The 17,860-nt window shown below is 37.1% G+C and carries 20 protein-coding genes and 2 other annotated features; of the genes, 5 read left to right on the plus strand and 15 right to left on the minus strand.

Going from position 1 to position 17,860, the window contains the following annotated elements; translation table 11 throughout:
* Positions 1 to 235 precede the first annotated feature (235 nt).
* Positions 236 to 946, plus strand: a complete 711-nt coding sequence (locus V6670_RS14445) for a helix-turn-helix domain-containing protein (RefSeq protein ID WP_338651483.1) — start codon at positions 236 to 238, stop codon at positions 944 to 946.
* Positions 947 to 1,064: 118 nt separating this feature from the next.
* Positions 1,065 to 1,307, plus strand: a complete 243-nt coding sequence (locus V6670_RS14450; protein WP_004231035.1) for a DUF2626 family protein — start codon at positions 1,065 to 1,067, stop codon at positions 1,305 to 1,307.
* Between the two features lie 67 nt (positions 1,308 to 1,374).
* On the opposite strand, the gene V6670_RS14455 is transcribed toward V6670_RS14450, so the two are convergent.
* Positions 1,375 to 2,019, minus strand: a complete 645-nt coding sequence (locus tag V6670_RS14455; protein ID WP_058844132.1) for an MBL fold metallo-hydrolase — start codon at positions 2,017 to 2,019, stop codon at positions 1,375 to 1,377.
* Positions 2,020 to 2,188: 169 nt separating this feature from the next.
* Here V6670_RS14455 and V6670_RS14460 point away from each other — a divergent pair, with 169 nt between their 5' ends.
* Entirely contained in the window at positions 2,189 to 2,368 is a 180-nt protein-coding gene (locus tag V6670_RS14460; RefSeq protein WP_036120238.1) for a DUF2759 domain-containing protein, read from the plus strand.
* A gap of 53 nt (positions 2,369 to 2,421) precedes the next feature.
* Here V6670_RS14460 and tyrS read toward each other — a convergent pair whose 3' ends face one another.
* The 5 genes from tyrS to rpmG all read right to left on the minus strand — a co-directional run bounded on the left by tyrS (position 2,422) and on the right by rpmG (position 7,373).
* A complete protein-coding gene (gene tyrS / locus V6670_RS14465; protein WP_338651484.1) occupies positions 2,422 to 3,636 on the minus strand; it encodes a tyrosine--tRNA ligase in 1,215 nt (404 codons plus the stop codon).
* A 145-nt stretch (positions 3,637 to 3,781) separates the two neighbouring features.
* Positions 3,782 to 4,022 (minus strand) — a binding site (T-box leader).
* A 126-nt stretch (positions 4,023 to 4,148) separates the two neighbouring features.
* Entirely contained in the window at positions 4,149 to 6,044 is a 1,896-nt protein-coding gene (locus V6670_RS14470) for an LTA synthase family protein (RefSeq protein WP_036120244.1), read from the minus strand.
* A gap of 280 nt (positions 6,045 to 6,324) precedes the next feature.
* Entirely contained in the window at positions 6,325 to 6,534 is a 210-nt protein-coding gene (locus V6670_RS14475) for a YqgQ family protein (RefSeq protein WP_141905515.1), read from the minus strand.
* Positions 6,527 to 7,120 (minus strand): 5-formyltetrahydrofolate cyclo-ligase, encoded by a 594-nt coding sequence (locus tag V6670_RS14480; RefSeq protein ID WP_141905516.1) that lies wholly within the window; start codon positions 7,118 to 7,120, stop codon positions 6,527 to 6,529. The genes V6670_RS14475 and V6670_RS14480 overlap by 8 nt, the downstream gene beginning before the upstream one ends.
* A 103-nt stretch (positions 7,121 to 7,223) precedes the next feature.
* A complete protein-coding gene (gene rpmG / locus V6670_RS14485) occupies positions 7,224 to 7,373 on the minus strand; it encodes a 50S ribosomal protein L33 (protein WP_008408521.1) in 150 nt (49 codons plus the stop codon).
* 114 nt (positions 7,374 to 7,487) lie between these two features.
* On the opposite strand from rpmG, the gene V6670_RS14490 reads away from it, so the two are divergent.
* Both V6670_RS14490 and V6670_RS14495 read left to right on the plus strand, forming a co-directional pair.
* Positions 7,488 to 7,976 carry a hypothetical protein gene (locus V6670_RS14490; RefSeq protein ID WP_338651485.1) on the plus strand — a complete coding sequence of 163 codons (489 nt, stop codon included), beginning with the start codon at positions 7,488 to 7,490 and terminating at the stop codon, positions 7,974 to 7,976.
* Between the two features lie 3 nt (positions 7,977 to 7,979).
* Positions 7,980 to 8,462, plus strand: coding sequence for a hypothetical protein (locus V6670_RS14495; protein ID WP_338654640.1), 483 nt, complete (start codon positions 7,980 to 7,982; stop codon positions 8,460 to 8,462).
* A 44-nt stretch (positions 8,463 to 8,506) separates the two neighbouring features.
* Here V6670_RS14495 and V6670_RS14500 read toward each other — a convergent pair whose 3' ends face one another.
* From V6670_RS14500 to V6670_RS14540, 9 genes are all read right to left on the minus strand, one after another.
* On the minus strand, positions 8,507 to 9,079 hold the full coding sequence (locus V6670_RS14500) for an aminodeoxychorismate/anthranilate synthase component II (RefSeq protein ID WP_338651486.1): 573 nt from the start codon (positions 9,077 to 9,079) through the stop codon (positions 8,507 to 8,509).
* Positions 9,076 to 10,461: an anthranilate synthase component I gene (trpE, locus tag V6670_RS14505; protein ID WP_338651487.1), complete on the minus strand. Its 1,386-nt coding sequence runs from the start codon at positions 10,459 to 10,461 to the stop codon at positions 9,076 to 9,078. Before trpE ends, V6670_RS14500 begins: the two co-directional genes overlap by 4 nt.
* A 281-nt stretch (positions 10,462 to 10,742) precedes the next feature.
* Positions 10,743 to 10,954 (minus strand) — a binding site (T-box leader).
* A gap of 39 nt (positions 10,955 to 10,993) precedes the next feature.
* Positions 10,994 to 12,064, minus strand: a complete 1,071-nt coding sequence (locus tag V6670_RS14510; protein WP_338651488.1) for a mechanosensitive ion channel family protein — start codon at positions 12,062 to 12,064, stop codon at positions 10,994 to 10,996.
* Positions 12,065 to 12,139: 75 nt separating this feature from the next.
* Positions 12,140 to 13,012 (minus strand): hypothetical protein, encoded by an 873-nt coding sequence (locus V6670_RS14515; protein ID WP_338651489.1) that lies wholly within the window; start codon positions 13,010 to 13,012, stop codon positions 12,140 to 12,142.
* 176 nt (positions 13,013 to 13,188) lie between these two features.
* Complete coding sequence (phoU, locus tag V6670_RS14520) at positions 13,189 to 13,848, minus strand: phosphate signaling complex protein PhoU (protein ID WP_036120292.1); 660 nt, start codon at positions 13,846 to 13,848, stop codon at positions 13,189 to 13,191.
* Between the two features lie 13 nt (positions 13,849 to 13,861).
* Positions 13,862 to 14,647, minus strand: a complete 786-nt coding sequence (gene pstB, locus V6670_RS14525) for a phosphate ABC transporter ATP-binding protein PstB (RefSeq protein WP_338654641.1) — start codon at positions 14,645 to 14,647, stop codon at positions 13,862 to 13,864.
* 60 nt (positions 14,648 to 14,707) lie between these two features.
* Positions 14,708 to 15,586 carry a phosphate ABC transporter permease PstA gene (gene pstA, locus V6670_RS14530; protein ID WP_036120300.1) on the minus strand — a complete coding sequence of 293 codons (879 nt, stop codon included), beginning with the start codon at positions 15,584 to 15,586 and terminating at the stop codon, positions 14,708 to 14,710.
* A gap of 1 nt (position 15,587) precedes the next feature.
* Positions 15,588 to 16,535 carry a phosphate ABC transporter permease subunit PstC gene (pstC, locus tag V6670_RS14535; RefSeq protein ID WP_036120302.1) on the minus strand — a complete coding sequence of 316 codons (948 nt, stop codon included), beginning with the start codon at positions 16,533 to 16,535 and terminating at the stop codon, positions 15,588 to 15,590.
* Between the two features lie 64 nt (positions 16,536 to 16,599).
* The gene (locus tag V6670_RS14540) at positions 16,600 to 17,574 is read right to left on the minus strand and encodes a PstS family phosphate ABC transporter substrate-binding protein (protein WP_141905524.1); all 975 of its coding nucleotides are present in this window, start codon (positions 17,572 to 17,574) and stop codon (positions 16,600 to 16,602) included.
* Positions 17,575 to 17,860 lie beyond the last annotated feature (286 nt).

The raw sequence follows: 17,860 nt of genomic DNA on the forward strand, positions 1-17,860 counted from the left end.
CTAAAAATAAAAATTTGTTACATATTTTCCTGTCAATCATGTTTTTTGCTATAAAAATGTGGATAAAGTGCAGTTTCCCACTAAAAAAGAAGATAAATGCATGAAAAAATTAATATTTATGCCGAAATGAACTGTATCTTTTTCAATAATACAATATAATAGAATGAACATGATTATTTTCCTAGCACTTGGTAGACGAACATAATTTTTAAAAAAATTTAAAGAGGTGAAGCGCATGATCCATCCATTGAAAATTACTAGTACATTAGCCGATGAAACAAGGTACTCTATTTATGAGTACATATTGCAAGAGAAAAAAACAGTCACAGTACAACATATTGCTGATCAATTCGGCATCCATCCAAACGTTGCTCGGCTTCATTTAACAAAGCTTTCAGAAATCAATATTATTTCTGCGGACTATGTCAAAACAGGCAAAGGTGGTAGACCTGGACGTGTTTATAAAGCTTCAGAGAAAGGCGTATCTCTAACATTTCCAAGACGCGATGAAGATCGTTTATTAAAATGGACGATCCAATTAATTGAAGACATTGGACCATCTGCCTTAACGAAGTGCCAAGAAATTAGCTACCAAGACGGATACCAGCAAATGAAAAATTATATCAACGCTGAATTAACATTAAATAATTCTCTATCCTTCGATGAAAAGCTTCAGCTGTTAACGGACAATGCCGCTTTAATTGGCTATATTCCACAAATTCAACAAACCGAACATGGCAAAAAAGTGACCTTCTCCATCTTCAATTGTCCTTTCCAGGAGCAACTTACTTCGCATTCTGATATTGTTTGTTCATTACATGAATCCTATTTAAAAGGTCAATTAGATGCATTGTTTACGAACAATGAATTTGTGCAAATTGAAAGTATGATACATAATTGCGATTTATGTAAATATGAAATAAACGTGACAGAAATCGAAAGCTAGATTAAAAATCCATTTGTTTGTCACAAAGACGGAGAAGTTCCAGTTTACAGACACCTTTCATATCATTTATAATGAGTAAGAGATTATTGTGTCGTGGGCAAAAGGAGGGGAAATCTTCATGGATAATATGTATAAAGTTATGGCATTCTGGACAGGTATTTTTGCCGTTATGTTCTACCTTGGTGGTATGAACGAGGTATCGCTATTATTCTTAGGTAATACAGGTTTATTCTTATTATTAGGCTTCTTAAACCTTTCAGAACGTATGTACATGTACATTTTCGGAGCATATTTAACTGTATTCTTCGCTGGCTTCACGTACTATACAACATTCATTCACGTACCTGGTGGCGGTCATTAATACAAAAAAAATCGCGTATCTCACAACTGCTGAGATACGCTTTTTTATGCGCTTTGGTTATTCCTTTTTAAAATCCATTTAAGAAAGGATTTGTCTCCATTTCTGCGCCTACTGTTGTATAATTTCCGTGTCCAGGATAAATAATAGTATCCTCGGGTAGTGTCAACAATTTGTGATGAATGGATGCTAATAATACTTTTGTTGAGCCACCTACTAAATCTGTACGTCCCACACCTTGTTCAAATAACGTATCTCCAACAATGGCAAAACCATCATTATCAAAAACATAAGAAATACTACCAGGTGAATGTCCAGGCGTAAAAACAGCTTGGAAAGCAAAATTACTGATCTCAAATAGCTGTTCTTCTTTAATAATTGTGTCTTGCGCTGGTGCTGCTACCCTATAATCTGGTAATGCAGCATATTTACTAGAGCCATTCTTCGTTGGATCTCCTAGCCAGCTAACTTCCTTTTCATGAATCCATACAGGAATATCAAACACTTCGCGTACAGCATCTACAGCCCCTATATGATCAAAATGGGCATGTGTTAAAAAGATAGCAAGTGGTTTTAAGCCATTGCTACGAATTGTTTTAATAAGACGCTCTGCTTCCTCACCTGGATCAAATATAATACATTCTTTTTCTTTATTCGATACGATATAGCAATTCGTTTGAACAGGTCCAAGAGAATAACTTCGTACGTTCATCATAGTGATCACCTCAACTTTCTATTATACAGGCTTTGCCACAATTTGACGATAAATGTTCATAGTTTACGCTATTTTAGTTCTCGACAAAAACAAACAGAACGTTTACAATTAAGGAGGAATATTGTTTGCGACATTCATTTTCTGATGTCGAAAGGAGTGTCTATTTTTAATGAACTTATTAATGGTTATTTTTGGTCTAGTAGCGATTTTAGCTGTAGTTGGTACATTCCAAGCAATAAAAGAAAAGAACCTATTAAGCGTTGTTTTCAACTTATTAAGTGCCGCTGTATTCGGATGGTTCGTCATCATGACGATTGTTCACAGTGGGTATCCACCACAATTACACTAAAATTCAGACAAAAAAGAGCAGTCTCCCTGGAGATTGCTCTTTTTTTGTATTTATTATTTATTTAATTTAAGAAATCGTTTCTTACCAATTTGAATGACATCATCATTCATTAGCACAAGTGATAAATCATCCATCACTATTTTTTCTCCATTCAAGGATACTCCATTTTGCTTGATTAACCGCAGAAATTCACTCTTACTATGAATATAATCCATTGCCACTAGTTGTGGGATAATATCCACTATTCTTTCCTTATCAATTTCTAGGAGCAGTATAGGAATATTTTTTGGTATTTCCTTTCTTTGAAATGCAGCTTGAAAATAGGATTTAGCTTCCTCCATTGCTGTAGTCCCATGGTATAAGGCCGTTATAATTTCTGCTAACTGTAATTTTACATCACGGGGATTCTCTCCCATTTGCAGTCTATCTTGAATGGTTTGCACTTGTAGTGGATGCTCATCTGTTGCCAGTTCAAAATATTTGATGAGTAAGGCATCCGGTACTTCCATTACCTTTTTAAACATGACCTCTGGCGCTTCACTGACACCAATATAATTGCCAAGGCTCTTACTCATTTTTTCAATGCCATCTAAACCTTCGAGTAATGGCATAAAAATGGCAATTTGTTTTTCTAACCCCCGTTGCTTTTGTAAGGTGCGTCCCATTAAAATATTGAATGTTTGATCTGTTCCCCCTAATTCAATATCGGCCTGTAGCTCTACAGAATCATATGCTTGCATAAGCGGGTAGAAAAATTCGTGTATGCCAATTGGTATTTGCTGACGGTACCGTTTTTGAAAGTCCTCACGTTCTAACAGTCGAGCAACGGATGTCATGGCTGCCAGCTGAATGACTTCTTCAAATGACAGCTTTGCTAACCATTCACTATTGAAACGAATAGTTGTCTTGTTCATATCTATCACTTTAAAAATTTGCTCACAGTATGTTTTAGCGTTTTGCTTGACCATGTCATCACTTAACGCGACACGGCCTTTTGCTTTACCCGTTGGATCACCAATACGCCCTGTAAAATCACCGATAACAATGACCGCCTGATGCCCTAAATCCTGCATTTGCTTTATTTTCCGTAGAACGACTGCATGCCCTAAATGAATATCCGGGGCGGACGGATCAAGCCCTAACTTAATGATTAAAGGCTTCTGCTCCTTATAGGATCGCTCTAATTTTCCGAGTAATTCCTGCTCATCAACGATTTGATCAGCACCCTTCTTAATTATCGCTAATTGCTCTTTTGGTGTTAAAAACATATGAAACATCTCCTTGTAATATTAAATATTAATATTGCAAGCTCTATAAGAGTTCACTAATCAACTACGCCTCAGCGTAAGAGGACGGCCAAATCAAGATAAACACTCAGGCTGTAAAGGCATAAAAAAAGCCCTTAGGAATAATCCTAAGGACGTTCATGAACGTGTTACCACCTTTTTTCGAGAGCTATTCACACAGCCCTCCTCAATAAGTACAGCCATAGCGATACTTTTGCAATGATTACGGATGCAACCCCGTCGTAGCCTACTAAAATTTCGGTACGCAGCTCCAAGATGTATTCACTTTAATGTCCCTTGCGCCTCTCAGCAACCGGCTACTCTCTGTCAGTTCGATTAAAGCTACTCGTTCTTTTCCATGCCTTTCACTCTTATACTCCGAAATGCAAAAACAAATCTTCGTTATGCAGATATTTAAATTTATTATAATTGCTTATAGTAATTTGTCAATCAAAAAAAGAAAAGAGAGACCTCAACTTGAGATCTCTCTTTTGTTATTTGACGGAATCCTGTTTTAAATTACCTGTCTTCTCATCATAGAAACGTAGCAGGTCTCCATTTATGATAGCATCGGAATTTTCCAGCTCCATTGTCGCACGATCAGCATATGACTGGCATGGCTCACCATCTATTTCTTCGCCAGTTGCTTTGTCATAGCAAGCTTCTCCAGCATAAACATATTTATCTGTTATAAAGCGTCCATCACGGAAGACAACAAAATCCTCATGTTCTGGAGAGAATAAATCTGCACCCATTTGCATGTCTTTTGACGTTTCAACGCCAAGAAGATGTAAGATTGTTGGACGTAAATCCATTTGTCCTGAAATCTCTGTCATTTCTTTACCATCGTCAGATCCTGGGATATGGATGAATAAAGGCACTTCTTGAAGCAATGCATTGTCCATTGGTGTAATTTGTTCTTTTCCTAAATATTGTGCCATCGCTTTATTATGGTTTTCAGAAATACCATAATGGTCTCCATACATTACGATAATAGAGTTATCATAAACACCTTGATCTTTTAACTCTTGGAAGAAGTCTTTTAAAGCTTCATCCATATAACGTACTGTCTGGAAGTAACGATTTAATGTACCTGAATTTGAATCATATTCAGGAATCATAATATCTTCAGGATCCAAAGTGAATGGATAGTGGTTCGTTAACGTAATTAATCTTGAATAGAATGGCTGTGGCATGTCTTTCATTAAAGCAGCAGATTGCTCTAAGAATGGTGTATCTTTCATACCCCAGTTGACAGCTTGCCCTTCTTCAACCGTATATGAATCTATATCGTAGAATTTATTAATTTTTAACGATTGATACATGATATCACGGTTCCAGAATGATTTATTATTCGGGTGCATGACATTTGTAAAGTAGCCATTTTCTCCAAGGCGTTCAGCCATTGAATTATACGTATTTCCACCATGCGTGAAGAATACAGCGCCACGACCTAATCCAAACAATGAGTTTTCAACAATAAACTCTGAGTCAGATGTTTTTCCTAAGCCTGTTTGGTGATAGAAGTTACTGAAATAATACGTATCTTTATCTTTTGTTAAAGAGTTTAAGAATGGCGTAATTTCATGACCATTCATATCATTATTGATGACAAAGTTTTGTAAAGACTCCATCGACACAACAATTAAGTTGCGACCTTTATATTTCCCAAACATCTCTGGGTTAACGGCAGCCTGATTAGAACGCACATAGTTGTTTACTTCAACTAATTCACTGCCATCCGCTAATGCACGCTGAGCAGAAGATTTAGTTTGAATATAAATATCATACAAATGGTAATTGTACGTACCAATATTTTTTACTAATAATTCGCGGTCAAAACTACGTGTTAATAATTGTGGACGCTCTGTTTCAGCTAATCCTAAGTTTAAAAATGAAATTGCGACTGCTAATACAAAAAATGCACGTCGGAATTCAATATTCACTTTAAATGCTTCTTTCATTTTCGGTAAAAATTTATTCGCTAAGATTAAAATAACGACATCAATGAAATATAATACATCCCATGGCTCAACAATGGCTGCTACTGATGTTCCTAAGTCACTGAAATTACTTGTTTGGAATAATACTGGTAGCGTAATAAAGTCATTGTAGAATCGATAGAACGCTACATTTCCGTATAAAACAATGGATAAAATAACGCTGACCGTAATCAGATAACGATTTCTAGCTTTTGCTGATTTAAAGAATAGTGATAAACCATACGTAAATAGCAAGAAGCTTAATGGATTAATAAACAAAATAAATTGTTGCATTGCATTTTCAATTTTCATCTCAAAGCTTGTGTGGTAAACAATGACCGTTTTGATCCATGTTGCTATAATTGCTAGTATCATAAATGAATGTTTAGGCCACTTTATTGATTTCATTCCTAACATCCTCCCTACTTCCTTACAAAAAAATAATAATTTTTTACATTTTGTTACGGAAACAAAATATATCTTAATCCTTTTTTAACAGATAATCAACACATATCTTTTGGAAATTTTTTTCTCCGCGCTCTTTTTATGCACCAGACATCTATATATACGTTTTGGAATGTAAAAAGTTTCTTAAAAACATAAAAACAGCGGAAATCCACTGTTTTTAAGAATATTACATACTTGTTACATTATTTTCACAATACTCCATTACATTATATTTTAAACATTACTTTTTATTCTCTTCCATACGAAGTTTTGTTGTTTCTTGTCGAATTAGTAACAATGCCATTTGATAGTCTTTTATGTCTAGTACATTTGCTTTATAGAGCTCACGTATTTCATCCTCCATTAACATCAAATCACCAATGGGATCACGTGTATAAATAAAAGTACCATATGTTTTCAAAAGTCCATAAATATCTAACATTTTATCCATTTTCGCTCGCTCCTCGTTGTGCTAGACAATCAATACGTTCTGTCGGTGTCACAATGATGTCTACTGGGCGATCATGCTCCTCGGCTGGAACACAATCAATGATTTGCTCATCAAAGAGCAGCGACATCAGCTTCCCTTTTGTATAGTTTAATACATAGCGGTCATAATAACCACCGCCATAGCCGATTCGATAGCCATTACGGTCAAAAACAACGCCAGGCACAAGGATGACATCCATGTCATTTGCGTCAACTAACTCACATCTTGCTGGAATAGGCTCACGCAAATGCATATATACAGTTTCAAGCTGGGCAAATGAATCAATAATGTAAAATGACATTGCTCTTGTTTTTGGATGACATTTCGGAACAGCGACCTTTTTACCAAGTCGCCATAATTCTTCAATTAAAAGAATGGTGTCGACTTCTGGCTTATTTGAAATGGTCATGCCAATTATATTTGCTTCTATTATATATGATTCCTGTAGCACCTTTTTTACGATAGCTAATGATTGATATTGATAAGCTTCATCAGTCATTGTCGCAAGAGCTTGTCGCATCTTATTTCGTAATGTTGTTTTATCCATCCAGGCTACCTCCTATATCATCATACTTCGTATCCTTACACCCGAAATGATTTCATAAAATGTAGAAAGCCAAAACCACTTGTGGTTTTGGCTTAATGAGCGATTACTTAGTTTCACGGTGAAGAGTGTATTTCTTCTCGCGAGAGCAATATTTTTTAAGTTCAAGACGCTCTGGATTGTTACGCTTGTTCTTTTTAGAAATGTAGTTACGTTCGCCGCAATCTGTGCAAGCTAAAGTAATGTTTACGCGCATCATTAACCCTCCCACTCTATATCAAGAATTAAAATTTGAGCATGATTTATACGACTAACCTATTATAACATAAACTGAAAAAAAATCTACCTTCATTTCATATTAAGTTTGCATATGGTAAAATATCTTATAATTACATACTACATTGAGGTGAAACTATTGGATTTATCCATCTTATTAATGAGTATCGGCATAATTTTAATCATCCTATCGTTCTTTTTCAAAAATAGCTCGAAAAAAATCGAAAAAGATGTCGAAGAATTATCCATCTCGATCTTCCAAGAAACAAATAATTTAAAGCGTCGCCTAAAAATTGTCGAGGAAGAACTTTTATTAGAGCCTGAATTCCAAGTGAAATCAACATCAGCTCCGAGTCAAAAAGGACAAAACCCTAAAGTTCAACAAGTCATGCAAGCTGTTCAACAGGCTGCACAAGCGTCAAAAATTGCACAAACGACAACCCAAGTCAAACCGATTCATCAAATTATTGTTAGTCAGGTGCTCGAATTAAATAAACAAGGTCTTTCTGTAGCTGATATCAGTATTCGTTCTAATTTAACAGAAGAGCAAGTTCGTCAAGTCATTGCAAACGGAGGTCGATAAGTGATGAACAAGTCCGCCATCCGCGCATTTGGCATTGCCATTTTTCTTGTCGGAGCTTTGCTAGCACTCTCCAGTCGCTTTGATGTAAATATTGGTCTCCCTACTAAAGAAGCTGGCAATCAGCAACAGGTAGAACAACTGCAAGATAAGCTAAACAAGGCCAACCAAGAAATTGCCTCGTTAAAGGAACAATTAAAGCCAGTACATACAACAGAAGAAACGTCTACGACAGATTCTGATGAACAAGCCGTTGAAAAAACAAACGATAATGTGACAACGATGACATTGCAATTATACAGTGGAATCACACCCTATATTGTGGCACAAAAGCTTGAAGACGGCGGCATTATTACCAATAGTGTTGAAATGGAGTTACTACTCGCTAACGCAAAATATGCTCGCAGCTTACAAATCGGCTCCTATGAAGTCCATTCTTCCATGTCTTTAGAAGAAATTGCTAAGTTAATTACAGGCAAAAAGCAGTAACCTAAAAAGCTGTCGTCACATTAGACGACAGCTTTTTGCGGCCATTACGCTATACTATCGAGGAAGGCTTGCATCATGATACTGCCTTCTTTTGTGCCGATTGATTCTGGGTGAAACTGTAGACCATAAAGAGGATAATTCTTATGTTGAATGGCCATAATCTCCCCATCATCACCGGCTGTTGCAAGTATGTTAAAATCCTTATGCAATGTCCTTGCTTCAATAATTAAAGAATGATAACGCATTACTTCAATATCACCCTTTATTCGCTTAAATAAACCTGTTTGCTCGTATTGTAATGGTGACAGCTTTCCATGCATAATATTTTGGGCCTGCACAATATTGGAGCCAAAAGCCTGCCCTATCGATTGATGGCCAAGACATATACCTAAAATAGGGAAATTTTGATACAGTTCCTTGATGACAGCTACCGTGATACCTGCTTCAGCAGGTGTTCCTGGTCCAGGAGATAAAATGATAGCTTCAGGCGACATTTTTTGAATTTCTTCTATTGTAATAGCATCATTTCGTACAACTTTAACGGTTTTTCCCAGCACGCTGATTTGTTGAAATAGGTTATAAGTAAAGGAATCATAATTATCAATTAATAAAATCATTTTTTGACCTCCAATAGCGCACGGGCTTTATTGAGCGTTTCCTCGTATTCCGACAATGGGATGGAGTCATAAACAATTCCCGCCCCTGCCTGTACATGGGCTTTTTGATCTTTAATAAGCATTGTCCGAATAGCGAGTGCTAAGTCCATATCACCTGTTGTTGAAATATAGCCCACCGCTCCCGCGTACACGCCCCGCTTCACTGGTTCCAATTCATTAATCAGTTGCATAGCTCGAATTTTAGGTGCTCCTGACACAGTTCCAGCTGGTAGACAAGCACGCAGTACATCCAGAACATGGAGGTCGTCTCGTAATTCGGCCATTACCTCTGACACCATATGCATCACATATTTATATCGTTCAATATTCATGTATTTCATTAGCTTTACAGAACCGACTTTGGCAATGCGTCCAAGATCATTGCGACCTAAATCTACTAACATACGATGCTCCGCTATTTCCTTTTCATCTGCTAATAGAGCATTTGCAATTGCTTCGTCCTGTTCTGTTGTCGCGCCACGCGGCTTTGTACCAGCTATTGGATTGGTTGTCACCTGACGATTTTTTACCTTTACCAGACTTTCCGGAGATGTTCCTAAAATAACATAGGATCCAAAATCCATATAGAACATATAGGGTGACGGATTCGATGTGCGTAATTGACGATAAAGTGAGAATGGTGAACCTGTGAACGGTGCTGAAAAGCGTTGTGATAATACGATTTGAAAAATATCACCTCTTAAAATATGCTGCTTAGCACGTTCCACCAAAGAAACAAATCGCTCCTTTGACATCATTGGTGTAAAATGTAGTTCATCTACCTTCAATGCCTCAAAGGTCGTACCTGCACAAAGCTGTTGCTCTATTGTAGCAATAGCAGCCTCCATCTCTTCTATTGAACGCCCCTCCTGAAATAGATCAATCGAGGCTAGTGTGATTTCCTGTGTTACATGATCAAAAACAATAAAGGTATCATAGAAAAAAACATGCACATCAGGCATGGCTAAATCATCCTGTAAATAGTTTCCGATTTTTTCTGTATAAAAAGCTGTTTCATAGCCAAAGAAACCTATGATCCCACCAAAAAAGGCGAATGGATAGTTCTCCTCATGAAATGGCATAACTTGCTTTAATTGATCGAGCACATTCCCACCAACTGTGTCCTTTTCCATTCCTCTTGAAAAGGTGAATTCTTCCTTGTTCCCTTTCAATTCAGCCACTGGATTGATGGCGATAAAGGAATATCGCCCACTTTCCTCATGCTTGGCTGATGATTCGAACAACATTTTATGCTGCCCACTCAGTGATTGATACACAGAGATAGGGGTCATCATATCCCCTTGTAATACTTTCATGGCATACTTTCTAAGCTCAACTGTCATACTCTTCTCTCCTTCTCTAAGCTCTGCTCTTCTACACCTATCTATCGCCTCCTCCTCAGCGTATGTGTATTCAGATTTTTTCAAGTTACTAACATAGCACCTCTTCAAAATCTGTGACACCCGATGGAGGGGCTTTCTCTTGCTTCAGCGGGTGTTTGAATCTGCTAAAAAAGTAAAACAAGCATCTATCTCCCCTATAAAAGAGGAAAATTTCTGCATCTCACGCTTCACTTTCAGACAAAAACATGACTGAATCAAAATAAAAAAAGGCCTTTCCATCACAAAAGGACGGAAAAGCCGTGGTGCCACCTTCATTGGTCTCCAATCTAGAAGACCCTCTTGAAGCCTTATAACGTAGGCAAACGCTAATCCCTACTGTTGTTCAGGATTAGAGCTCCGAAGTCCATTCACCATTCATTTGTACTAGTTTCCACCAACCACTAGCTCTCTATGACAAATTTAAATAGCTACTCCTCTTCATCAACGCTGATTTGTAAGTTATATTGTAATGCAAACTATCTCACAATTCAATTTATTTTTTATTTCGTAGACTGTCATCCTCATAAGGGGTAGCTAACGTAATGGATAACTCCTCCATTATTTGACGAATAGCAAATAAAATATCCTGACGCACTTCTAGCATAACAGCTGTATCATTTGTAGCAATAAAGAAACGAACAAGTACACGATATGAATCATGATGAAATTCATCAATAAAAACATGGATCATCTCTTTCTCCGTTTTGGCATGTAAATAAATCTCCTTATGAATGGCTGTTAAAGCACTACGTAAATGGTCCTCCTCATTTGTGGCTGCTACATAGATAAATTGCTCACATTTCCGTTTTTCTCGTTTTGATAAATTATAAATAGGGCGGTTGACTAAATAGGAATTCGGCACATAGACAAGTCCCTTATCCCCTGTTTGAATTAAGGTACTTCGCAGATTGATATCTTCAATTGTGCCTTCAATTTTTTGATCTTCCGTTGCGATCCAATCTCCTATTTGGAATGGATTATCCAACGCAACAGACATACCACCAAATACATGTGCTAAAGTATCACGAATCCCAAAGGCAATCGCCACACCAGTTAAACCGATCCCTGTTAAAAAGCCATTGAGATTAAAATCCCAAAAGGAAGCAATCGTGAACATAGCAAAAATCATAATGATTACTTTACCGATTCGTAGAAAAAACGGTAATAAGACATTCTGATCCTCTTCACTCGTTAATTCGAATGGTTGTTTCGTATAAAAATTTAACACATCATAAATCCCTTTAAACGCAAAAAACACCAGAATTGACAATACAAAATTTTTCGTTGATTTATGCGTAAATAAAGGAACTTCTATTAAATAAGATAAACTCAGGACAATGACTGTCGTCATAAATGCATAGCCAATTGCTTTACTGAATTGGGCAAGTACATTCGCCTGGAATTTTCGTTGGCGATTTCTTAAAAAAGTCACTACACAATGAATGATTTTTTTTATGATGAAACGTTGAATAAGCCAACCAACTAAACAAATAATGGCGGCAATCAAGACATCCATCCAAGTTGGGACTGTAAATTTAGGTAATAACCAAAGTAATGAATCCATGTATTTCTCCTTTAAAAAACCTATGTATCTCCACCAAAAAGGAGCAAACCTTCAGAAACGGTTAGCCCCTATTTTTTATTGTATAGCATCATCCGCAAAAAAAGCCTTATTGGCAAACCAAAACTGCTGTTTATTAAAATTATGTTCGTGCATGGCGATCACTGAAAATTCAGCATGGTATTTCCGCTTCATTTCCTCTAGCATCGTTCTTGCTTGTTTAGTTACGAGATGCTGTCCATCAATAGGCGTTCCTTCTGTAAAAATAATGACATCCGCTTCAGCATCGAGTTGATTTTCCTGTAGTAATGCTTTGACAAACTGTAAAACAGGCAATATTGCGGCTTCTCCTTTTGCCTTATATTCGATAAAACTCTTAAAATCAGCTAAATTTAAATGACCATTTTCAAAGCGATAGTGAACATGAATTTGACGATCATATGGAACAATATATAAATCGCGACCTTCACGATGAGCATTCATAAATAACGGTAAAATCATACTTTTACAAAGATCAGAGTAAGCAGCCATCCCCGTCGTTTGTTCTAAACAAATAATCATAGGCCCAGGTTCCTGTTGATATTCATGAAATGGCACATAAAAAACATTACCACTTTTTGTTGTCTGTTGCTTGAGCTTTTGACGTCTCAACTCTGACCATTTTCGTTCATAATATAGGTATTGCTCATGGCCGTTTGCTAGGCGTTCAGCTTTTTCAATAGCAGGGATATTTTCTCGAATTTCATGCATAATATCTGCCAATTCTAGTGCAAATGCTGCCATATTTCGTAATGGCTCACTCTTGAAAAAATAGTCGATAAAATAATGTTGTTCTCCTTCACTTAACTCCTCTAAATGTAAGTTTTTATAGAGAAAACGTAAATAGTCTAGTTGTTCGTTTGACATCTGCTGGTCAAATTGCTCAATGAATGTTTCGATTGCATCTTTCACGTAGCAGCACCTCCTAAGCATCACCTTTTTCGGATAATGTCTATAGTATAGCCAAAAAAAAATTTTGACAATACAATAATGCTCGTTATAAAGACGCTAGGGAAAAAGACAATGTTGCTGCTACATAAAATTTTTTTATCCAAATGAAAAGAAGAGCTAAAAGTAGCTCTTCCTCATTAATTATTTAATTCATAATGCTTGCCTTTAACTAAGTAAAATAGATGTTCTGCAATATTTGTCGCATGATCGGCAGAGCGTTCTAGATATCGGCAAATAAATGTTAGATGGGTTATCTGCGAAATATGTGCAGGATTTTCTACACCCGCACGAAGTAAAAGTGTAATTGTTGCCCCATATAAATCGTCTACATAATCATCTAATTCTGCGATTTCTTTGGCACGTACCGTATCTTCCTCTGTAAAGGCCTTCATGATACTCTCTAGCATTTCGACTGTTTTATTACACATCGTTTGTAGATTGGTTATCGGAAACACTATTGGTTCTTTGCCAATTCGAATCGCTTCCTTAGCAATATTAACCGCATAGTCGCCCACTCTTTCCATATCTGCTGCTGCTTTTACAAGGACCATAAGTCGACGCAAATCTGTTGCCACTGGTTGTTGCTTAGCAATCATTAAAATCACATGGTCATTAATTTCCTCTTCAAGACGATTAATGACTAAATCATCTTCTAAAATTTTCAAGGCTTTTTCTAAGTCCTGCTCTACTAATGCTTCAAAAGCCGTTTGTAGCGCTAGAATACTGCTGTTGGCAAGGGCAATAAATTGACCCTGTACCTCTTGTAACTCTTGTTCAAAACGCTCACGAACTACCATCTATTGCTCCTCCTTAGCCGAAACGTCCTGAAATATAATCTTCTGTGCGTTGATCCGCTGGTGTTTGGAAAATAATATCTGTTTTATCGTATTCAACAACCTCTCCACTTAGGAAGAATGCTGTGCGATCAGAAATACGAGCCGCTTGCTGCATATTATGTGTCACGATGATGATGGAATAATCTTTTTTCAGCTCTTGCACAAGCTCTTCCACCTTCAACGTAGAAATTGGGTCCAAAGCAGATGTTGGCTCATCCATTAAGATGACATCTGGTTCAATCGCTAAGCAACGTGCAATACAAATACGCTGTTGCTGACCACCTGATAACCCATAGGCATTTTGATTTAAACGATCTTTTACCTCATCCCAAATCGCTGCCCCTCGTAGTGACTTCTCCACAATCTCATCCAAAATCTTTTTATTTTTAATCCCATGGATTCTTGGTCCATAGGCAATATTATCATAGATAGATTTTGGGAATGGGTTCGGCTTTTGGAACACCATCCCTACACGTGTCCTTAATTCCTCTACTGTATAGCTTTTATCTAAAATATTTCGTTCACGATAGACGATTTCACCTGATGTTCGAACGCTTGGTACAAGTTCTACCATTCTATTTAATGTTTTTAGATACGTAGATTTACCACAGCCAGATGGCCCAATAATAGCCGTTACTTCATTTTCATAAATACTTAAATTAATATCTTTTAAACCATGGTGATCACCATACCATAAATTTAAGTTTCGTGTATCGTAGACAATATTCTTCGCTCTATCATCTGAAGGCTTAGTTGCCATTTGATTCAACTTGACAATCGTTTTTTCCTCTTTTAAATCTAGCACCATAAGGTCACCTCATTAATAACGTTTTTGGAATTTATTTCGAATAAAGATGGCAATAGAGTTCATTAATAGCAGAACCGTCATAAGCACTAAAATACCTGCGGCCGCCACATACTGAAAGGCTTCTTGTGGTCGCTTTGCCCAATCATAAATTTGCATTGGTAATGCAGTGAATTGACTCAATAAACTATTCGGTAAAAACTGTAGGATAACTGGAATCCCGATGACAACGAGTGGAGCTGTTTCTCCAATGGCACGAGACATGGCTAAAATACTTCCTGTTAAAATACCCGGAATGGCAGCTGGCAGCACCACACGTAAAATGGTTTGCCATTTCGTTGCACCCATACCATATGAGGCTTCTCGTTGTTCATTTGGTACGGCACGAATGGCCTCCTGTGCAGCCACAATGATAACAGGCAATATTAATAAACTCATCGTAAACCCAGCCGCTAAAATACTTTTGCCTAGGCCCATCATACGGACAAAAATTGTTAATCCAAGTAATCCAAAAACGATGGAAGGTACACCTGCTAGATTCGATATGTTCATTCGAATAAAGTCATTAATTCTGTTTTTCTTAGCATATTCCTCTAAATAAATCGCAGTACCTACACCTAAAATAATAGATACTGGCGCAACAACTGCCATTAACCACAGTGACCCAATTAAGGCAGCTTTAATCCCTGCCTTATCTGCAAATCGTGATGCAAAATTAGTTAAGAAATCGATATTTAAATAACCAATCCCCTGTGACACTATGCGATATAACAAAATAGCTAAAGTCACAAGCGCAAACATAGTTGCTAAGAAAAATAAGGTTTTCCAAACTTTGTTAAATGTAATACGCTTGGTCAATCGTTTCATGACGACCGTGTCATCCATATAGCGCATGCTAGTAAACCTCCCTGAAGCGTTTCGAAATATAGTGAGCAAGTAAATTCATGATTAGTGTAAAGATAAATAATGTAAATCCTACTGAATAGATAGAGTAGTAGATTGTTGTACCATAACCTGCATCACCTGTTGAAACTTGTACAATGTACGCCGTCATTGTTTGAATGGAATCCGTTACATTTAAATCAAATTTCGGTGTAGATCCTCCAGCAAGTGAAACAATCATTGTTTCTCCAATTGCCCGGGAAATAGCTAACACGATTGAAGCAATAATTCCCGATAGTGCAGCTGGTAATACTACTTTAATAGCTACCTCGAATTTCGTCGCACCTAGAGCTAAAGCTCCTTCACGCATACTATTTGGTACGGATGACATCGCATCCTCTGATAGAGATGTAATCATAGGTAAAATCATGATACCTACAACAATCCCAGGACTTAATGCATTAAATAATTTGAGTCCAGGTACAATTTCTTGTAAAACAGGTGTGACAAACGTTAATGCAAAGAAACCATAGACGATTGTTGGTACACCTGCTAATACCTCTAAAATCGGTTTCACTGTACGTCTTGTTTTCTCACTTGCATATTCACTTAAATAAATAGCTGAAGCAATTCCAAATGGTACGGCTACTACAACTGCAATAAGTGTCACTTTTAATGTACCTGCGATTAATGGCAAAATCCCAAATAATGGTTCATTCCCTGAAAACGGTAACCACTTTGTCCCAAATAGGAAATCCGTAATCGACACACGTTTAAAGAACTCAAACGTTTCAAAAATAAGGGTGAAAACAATGCCAAACGTTGTTAAAATCGAAATAATAGCGGCAGAAAATAATAGAGCTGGCATTGCTTTTTCCACTATTTTCTTTGTTTTTTGATTGCGAGAATTTGCAATTAATTGCTGCACAGATGATGTCTTATTTTCCTTTTGAGAAACCATTGGGAGCTCCTTTCAAATAAGTGAGGGAAAGAGCATACATCTCTTTCCCTCTATGCATGTCTACTTATTTTAAGCCTTCTAAAGTTTTTAAGCCTTCAGTATATTTTTCTTCTGGTAAACGAACATAGCCAACTGCCTCAGCCATATCGCCTGCATTTTCAAGTGTAAATTGAATGAAGTCATATGCTGCTTCATTATCTTTCATAGAACTATTTTTCACGTAAGTGAATAGTGGGCGTGAAAGTGGTGTATATTCGCCACCCTCTATTGTTTCATTTGTTGGTTCAACACCATTTACTTTGACAATGTTTAATTTGTCTTTATTTTCAAGGTAGTAAGCATAGCCGAAGAAACCTATTGCGTTTTTGTCACCAGCTACACCTTGCACTAGCATATTATCATCCTCTGACAATGTTGCTGAGCTTACTAGATCCGCACCATCTAAAATGACTTCATCGAAGTAATCGTATGTGCCTGAATCAGTACCTGGTGAATAGTAAACGATTTTTTCATCTGGCCATGATGGATCAATATCAGACCATTTTTTCTCTTTTCCATCTTCAACCCAAATTTTTTGTAATTGTTCTACTGTTAAATCCTTCGCCCAATCATTTTCTGGGTTCACCACTACAGATAAACCGTCATATGCTAAAGCTAGCTCTGTAAAATCAATACCCGCTTCTTCTAATTTCGATTTCTCTTCATCTTTTATATTACGAGATGCATTTGAAAAGTCTGTTTCACCTGCGATGAATTTTTCAAAACCACCACCAGTACCAGAAACCCCCACTGATACTTTGACATCTGGTTGTGCGCCTGCATACTCTTCAACAACTGCCTCAATGATTGGTGCTACTGTTGATGAGCCATCTCCAGCTACAGATCCTTGTAGCTTTTCATCAGCAGCTTCTTGTCCTGAACTAGCTGGTGCGTTCGTTTCTGCATTGTTTCCATTTTGTGCAGAATCGCTACCACATGCACCTAGCATTAATGCAGAACCCATTACTGCTGTCATCGTTAAGTACTTCCACTTTTTCATCTCATTTGCCTCCGTCGTGAACTGTTTTATAGTTATTTGTCTTACAATCTTTACTATAATGACTGATTGTTGAAGTCGTATAAACGGTTCGTAAAAGAGATGTAAAGGAATGTAATGCTTTGTAAACGATTGTAAAGATGCATTTACAATCGTCACGGTAAAATGGCGTCCTGAGTAGATGATTCGACACCTAACGAAAAGAGACCACCCCCTCATTCATTTCACTATCTTAAGGCGCGAGGGTCTTCTATCTACTTGCTTCCTCTAGGAAAGATGCTATAATAAG

The organism is Lysinibacillus sp. Y5S-8 (genome assembly GCF_036894365.1).
Classification (GTDB): Bacteria; Bacillota; Bacilli; order Bacillales_A; family Planococcaceae; genus Lysinibacillus; species Lysinibacillus fusiformis_D.

What these genes read in the sequence shown, in the direction of transcription:
- V6670_RS14500 (WP_338651486.1), bottom strand. Translation starts at nt 9,079, where the DNA reads ATGATTTTATTAATTGATAATTATGATTCCTTTACTTATAACCTATTT.
- V6670_RS14470 (WP_036120244.1), bottom strand. Translation starts at nt 6,044, where the DNA reads ATGAAATCAATAAAGTGGCCTAAACATTCATTTATGATACTAGCAATT.
- rpmG (WP_008408521.1), bottom strand. Translation starts at nt 7,373, where the DNA reads ATGCGCGTAAACATTACTTTAGCTTGCACAGATTGCGGCGAACGTAAC.
- V6670_RS14510 (WP_338651488.1), bottom strand. Translation starts at nt 12,064, where the DNA reads ATGGATTCATTACTTTGGTTATTACCTAAATTTACAGTCCCAACTTGG.
- trpE (WP_338651487.1), bottom strand. Translation starts at nt 10,461, where the DNA reads ATGACAGTTGAGCTTAGAAAGTATGCCATGAAAGTATTACAAGGGGAT.
- pstC (WP_036120302.1), bottom strand. Translation starts at nt 16,535, where the DNA reads ATGGTTTCTCAAAAGGAAAATAAGACATCATCTGTGCAGCAATTAATT.
- pstB (WP_338654641.1), bottom strand. Translation starts at nt 14,647, where the DNA reads ATGGCAACTAAGCCTTCAGATGATAGAGCGAAGAATATTGTCTACGAT.
- V6670_RS14460 (WP_036120238.1), top strand. Translation starts at nt 2,189, where the DNA reads ATGAACTTATTAATGGTTATTTTTGGTCTAGTAGCGATTTTAGCTGTA.
- V6670_RS14475 (WP_141905515.1), bottom strand. Translation starts at nt 6,534, where the DNA reads ATGGATAAAATGTTAGATATTTATGGACTTTTGAAAACATATGGTACT.
- V6670_RS14540 (WP_141905524.1), bottom strand. Translation starts at nt 17,574, where the DNA reads ATGAAAAAGTGGAAGTACTTAACGATGACAGCAGTAATGGGTTCTGCA.
- V6670_RS14490 (WP_338651485.1), top strand. Translation starts at nt 7,488, where the DNA reads ATGGTAAAATATCTTATAATTACATACTACATTGAGGTGAAACTATTG.
- pstA (WP_036120300.1), bottom strand. Translation starts at nt 15,586, where the DNA reads ATGCGCTATATGGATGACACGGTCGTCATGAAACGATTGACCAAGCGT.
- V6670_RS14450 (WP_004231035.1), top strand. Translation starts at nt 1,065, where the DNA reads ATGGATAATATGTATAAAGTTATGGCATTCTGGACAGGTATTTTTGCC.
- V6670_RS14455 (WP_058844132.1), bottom strand. Translation starts at nt 2,019, where the DNA reads ATGATGAACGTACGAAGTTATTCTCTTGGACCTGTTCAAACGAATTGC.
- V6670_RS14480 (WP_141905516.1), bottom strand. Translation starts at nt 7,120, where the DNA reads ATGGATAAAACAACATTACGAAATAAGATGCGACAAGCTCTTGCGACA.
- phoU (WP_036120292.1), bottom strand. Translation starts at nt 13,848, where the DNA reads ATGGTAGTTCGTGAGCGTTTTGAACAAGAGTTACAAGAGGTACAGGGT.
- tyrS (WP_338651484.1), bottom strand. Translation starts at nt 3,636, where the DNA reads ATGTTTTTAACACCAAAAGAGCAATTAGCGATAATTAAGAAGGGTGCT.
- V6670_RS14495 (WP_338654640.1), top strand. Translation starts at nt 7,980, where the DNA reads ATGAACAAGTCCGCCATCCGCGCATTTGGCATTGCCATTTTTCTTGTC.
- V6670_RS14445 (WP_338651483.1), top strand. Translation starts at nt 236, where the DNA reads ATGATCCATCCATTGAAAATTACTAGTACATTAGCCGATGAAACAAGG.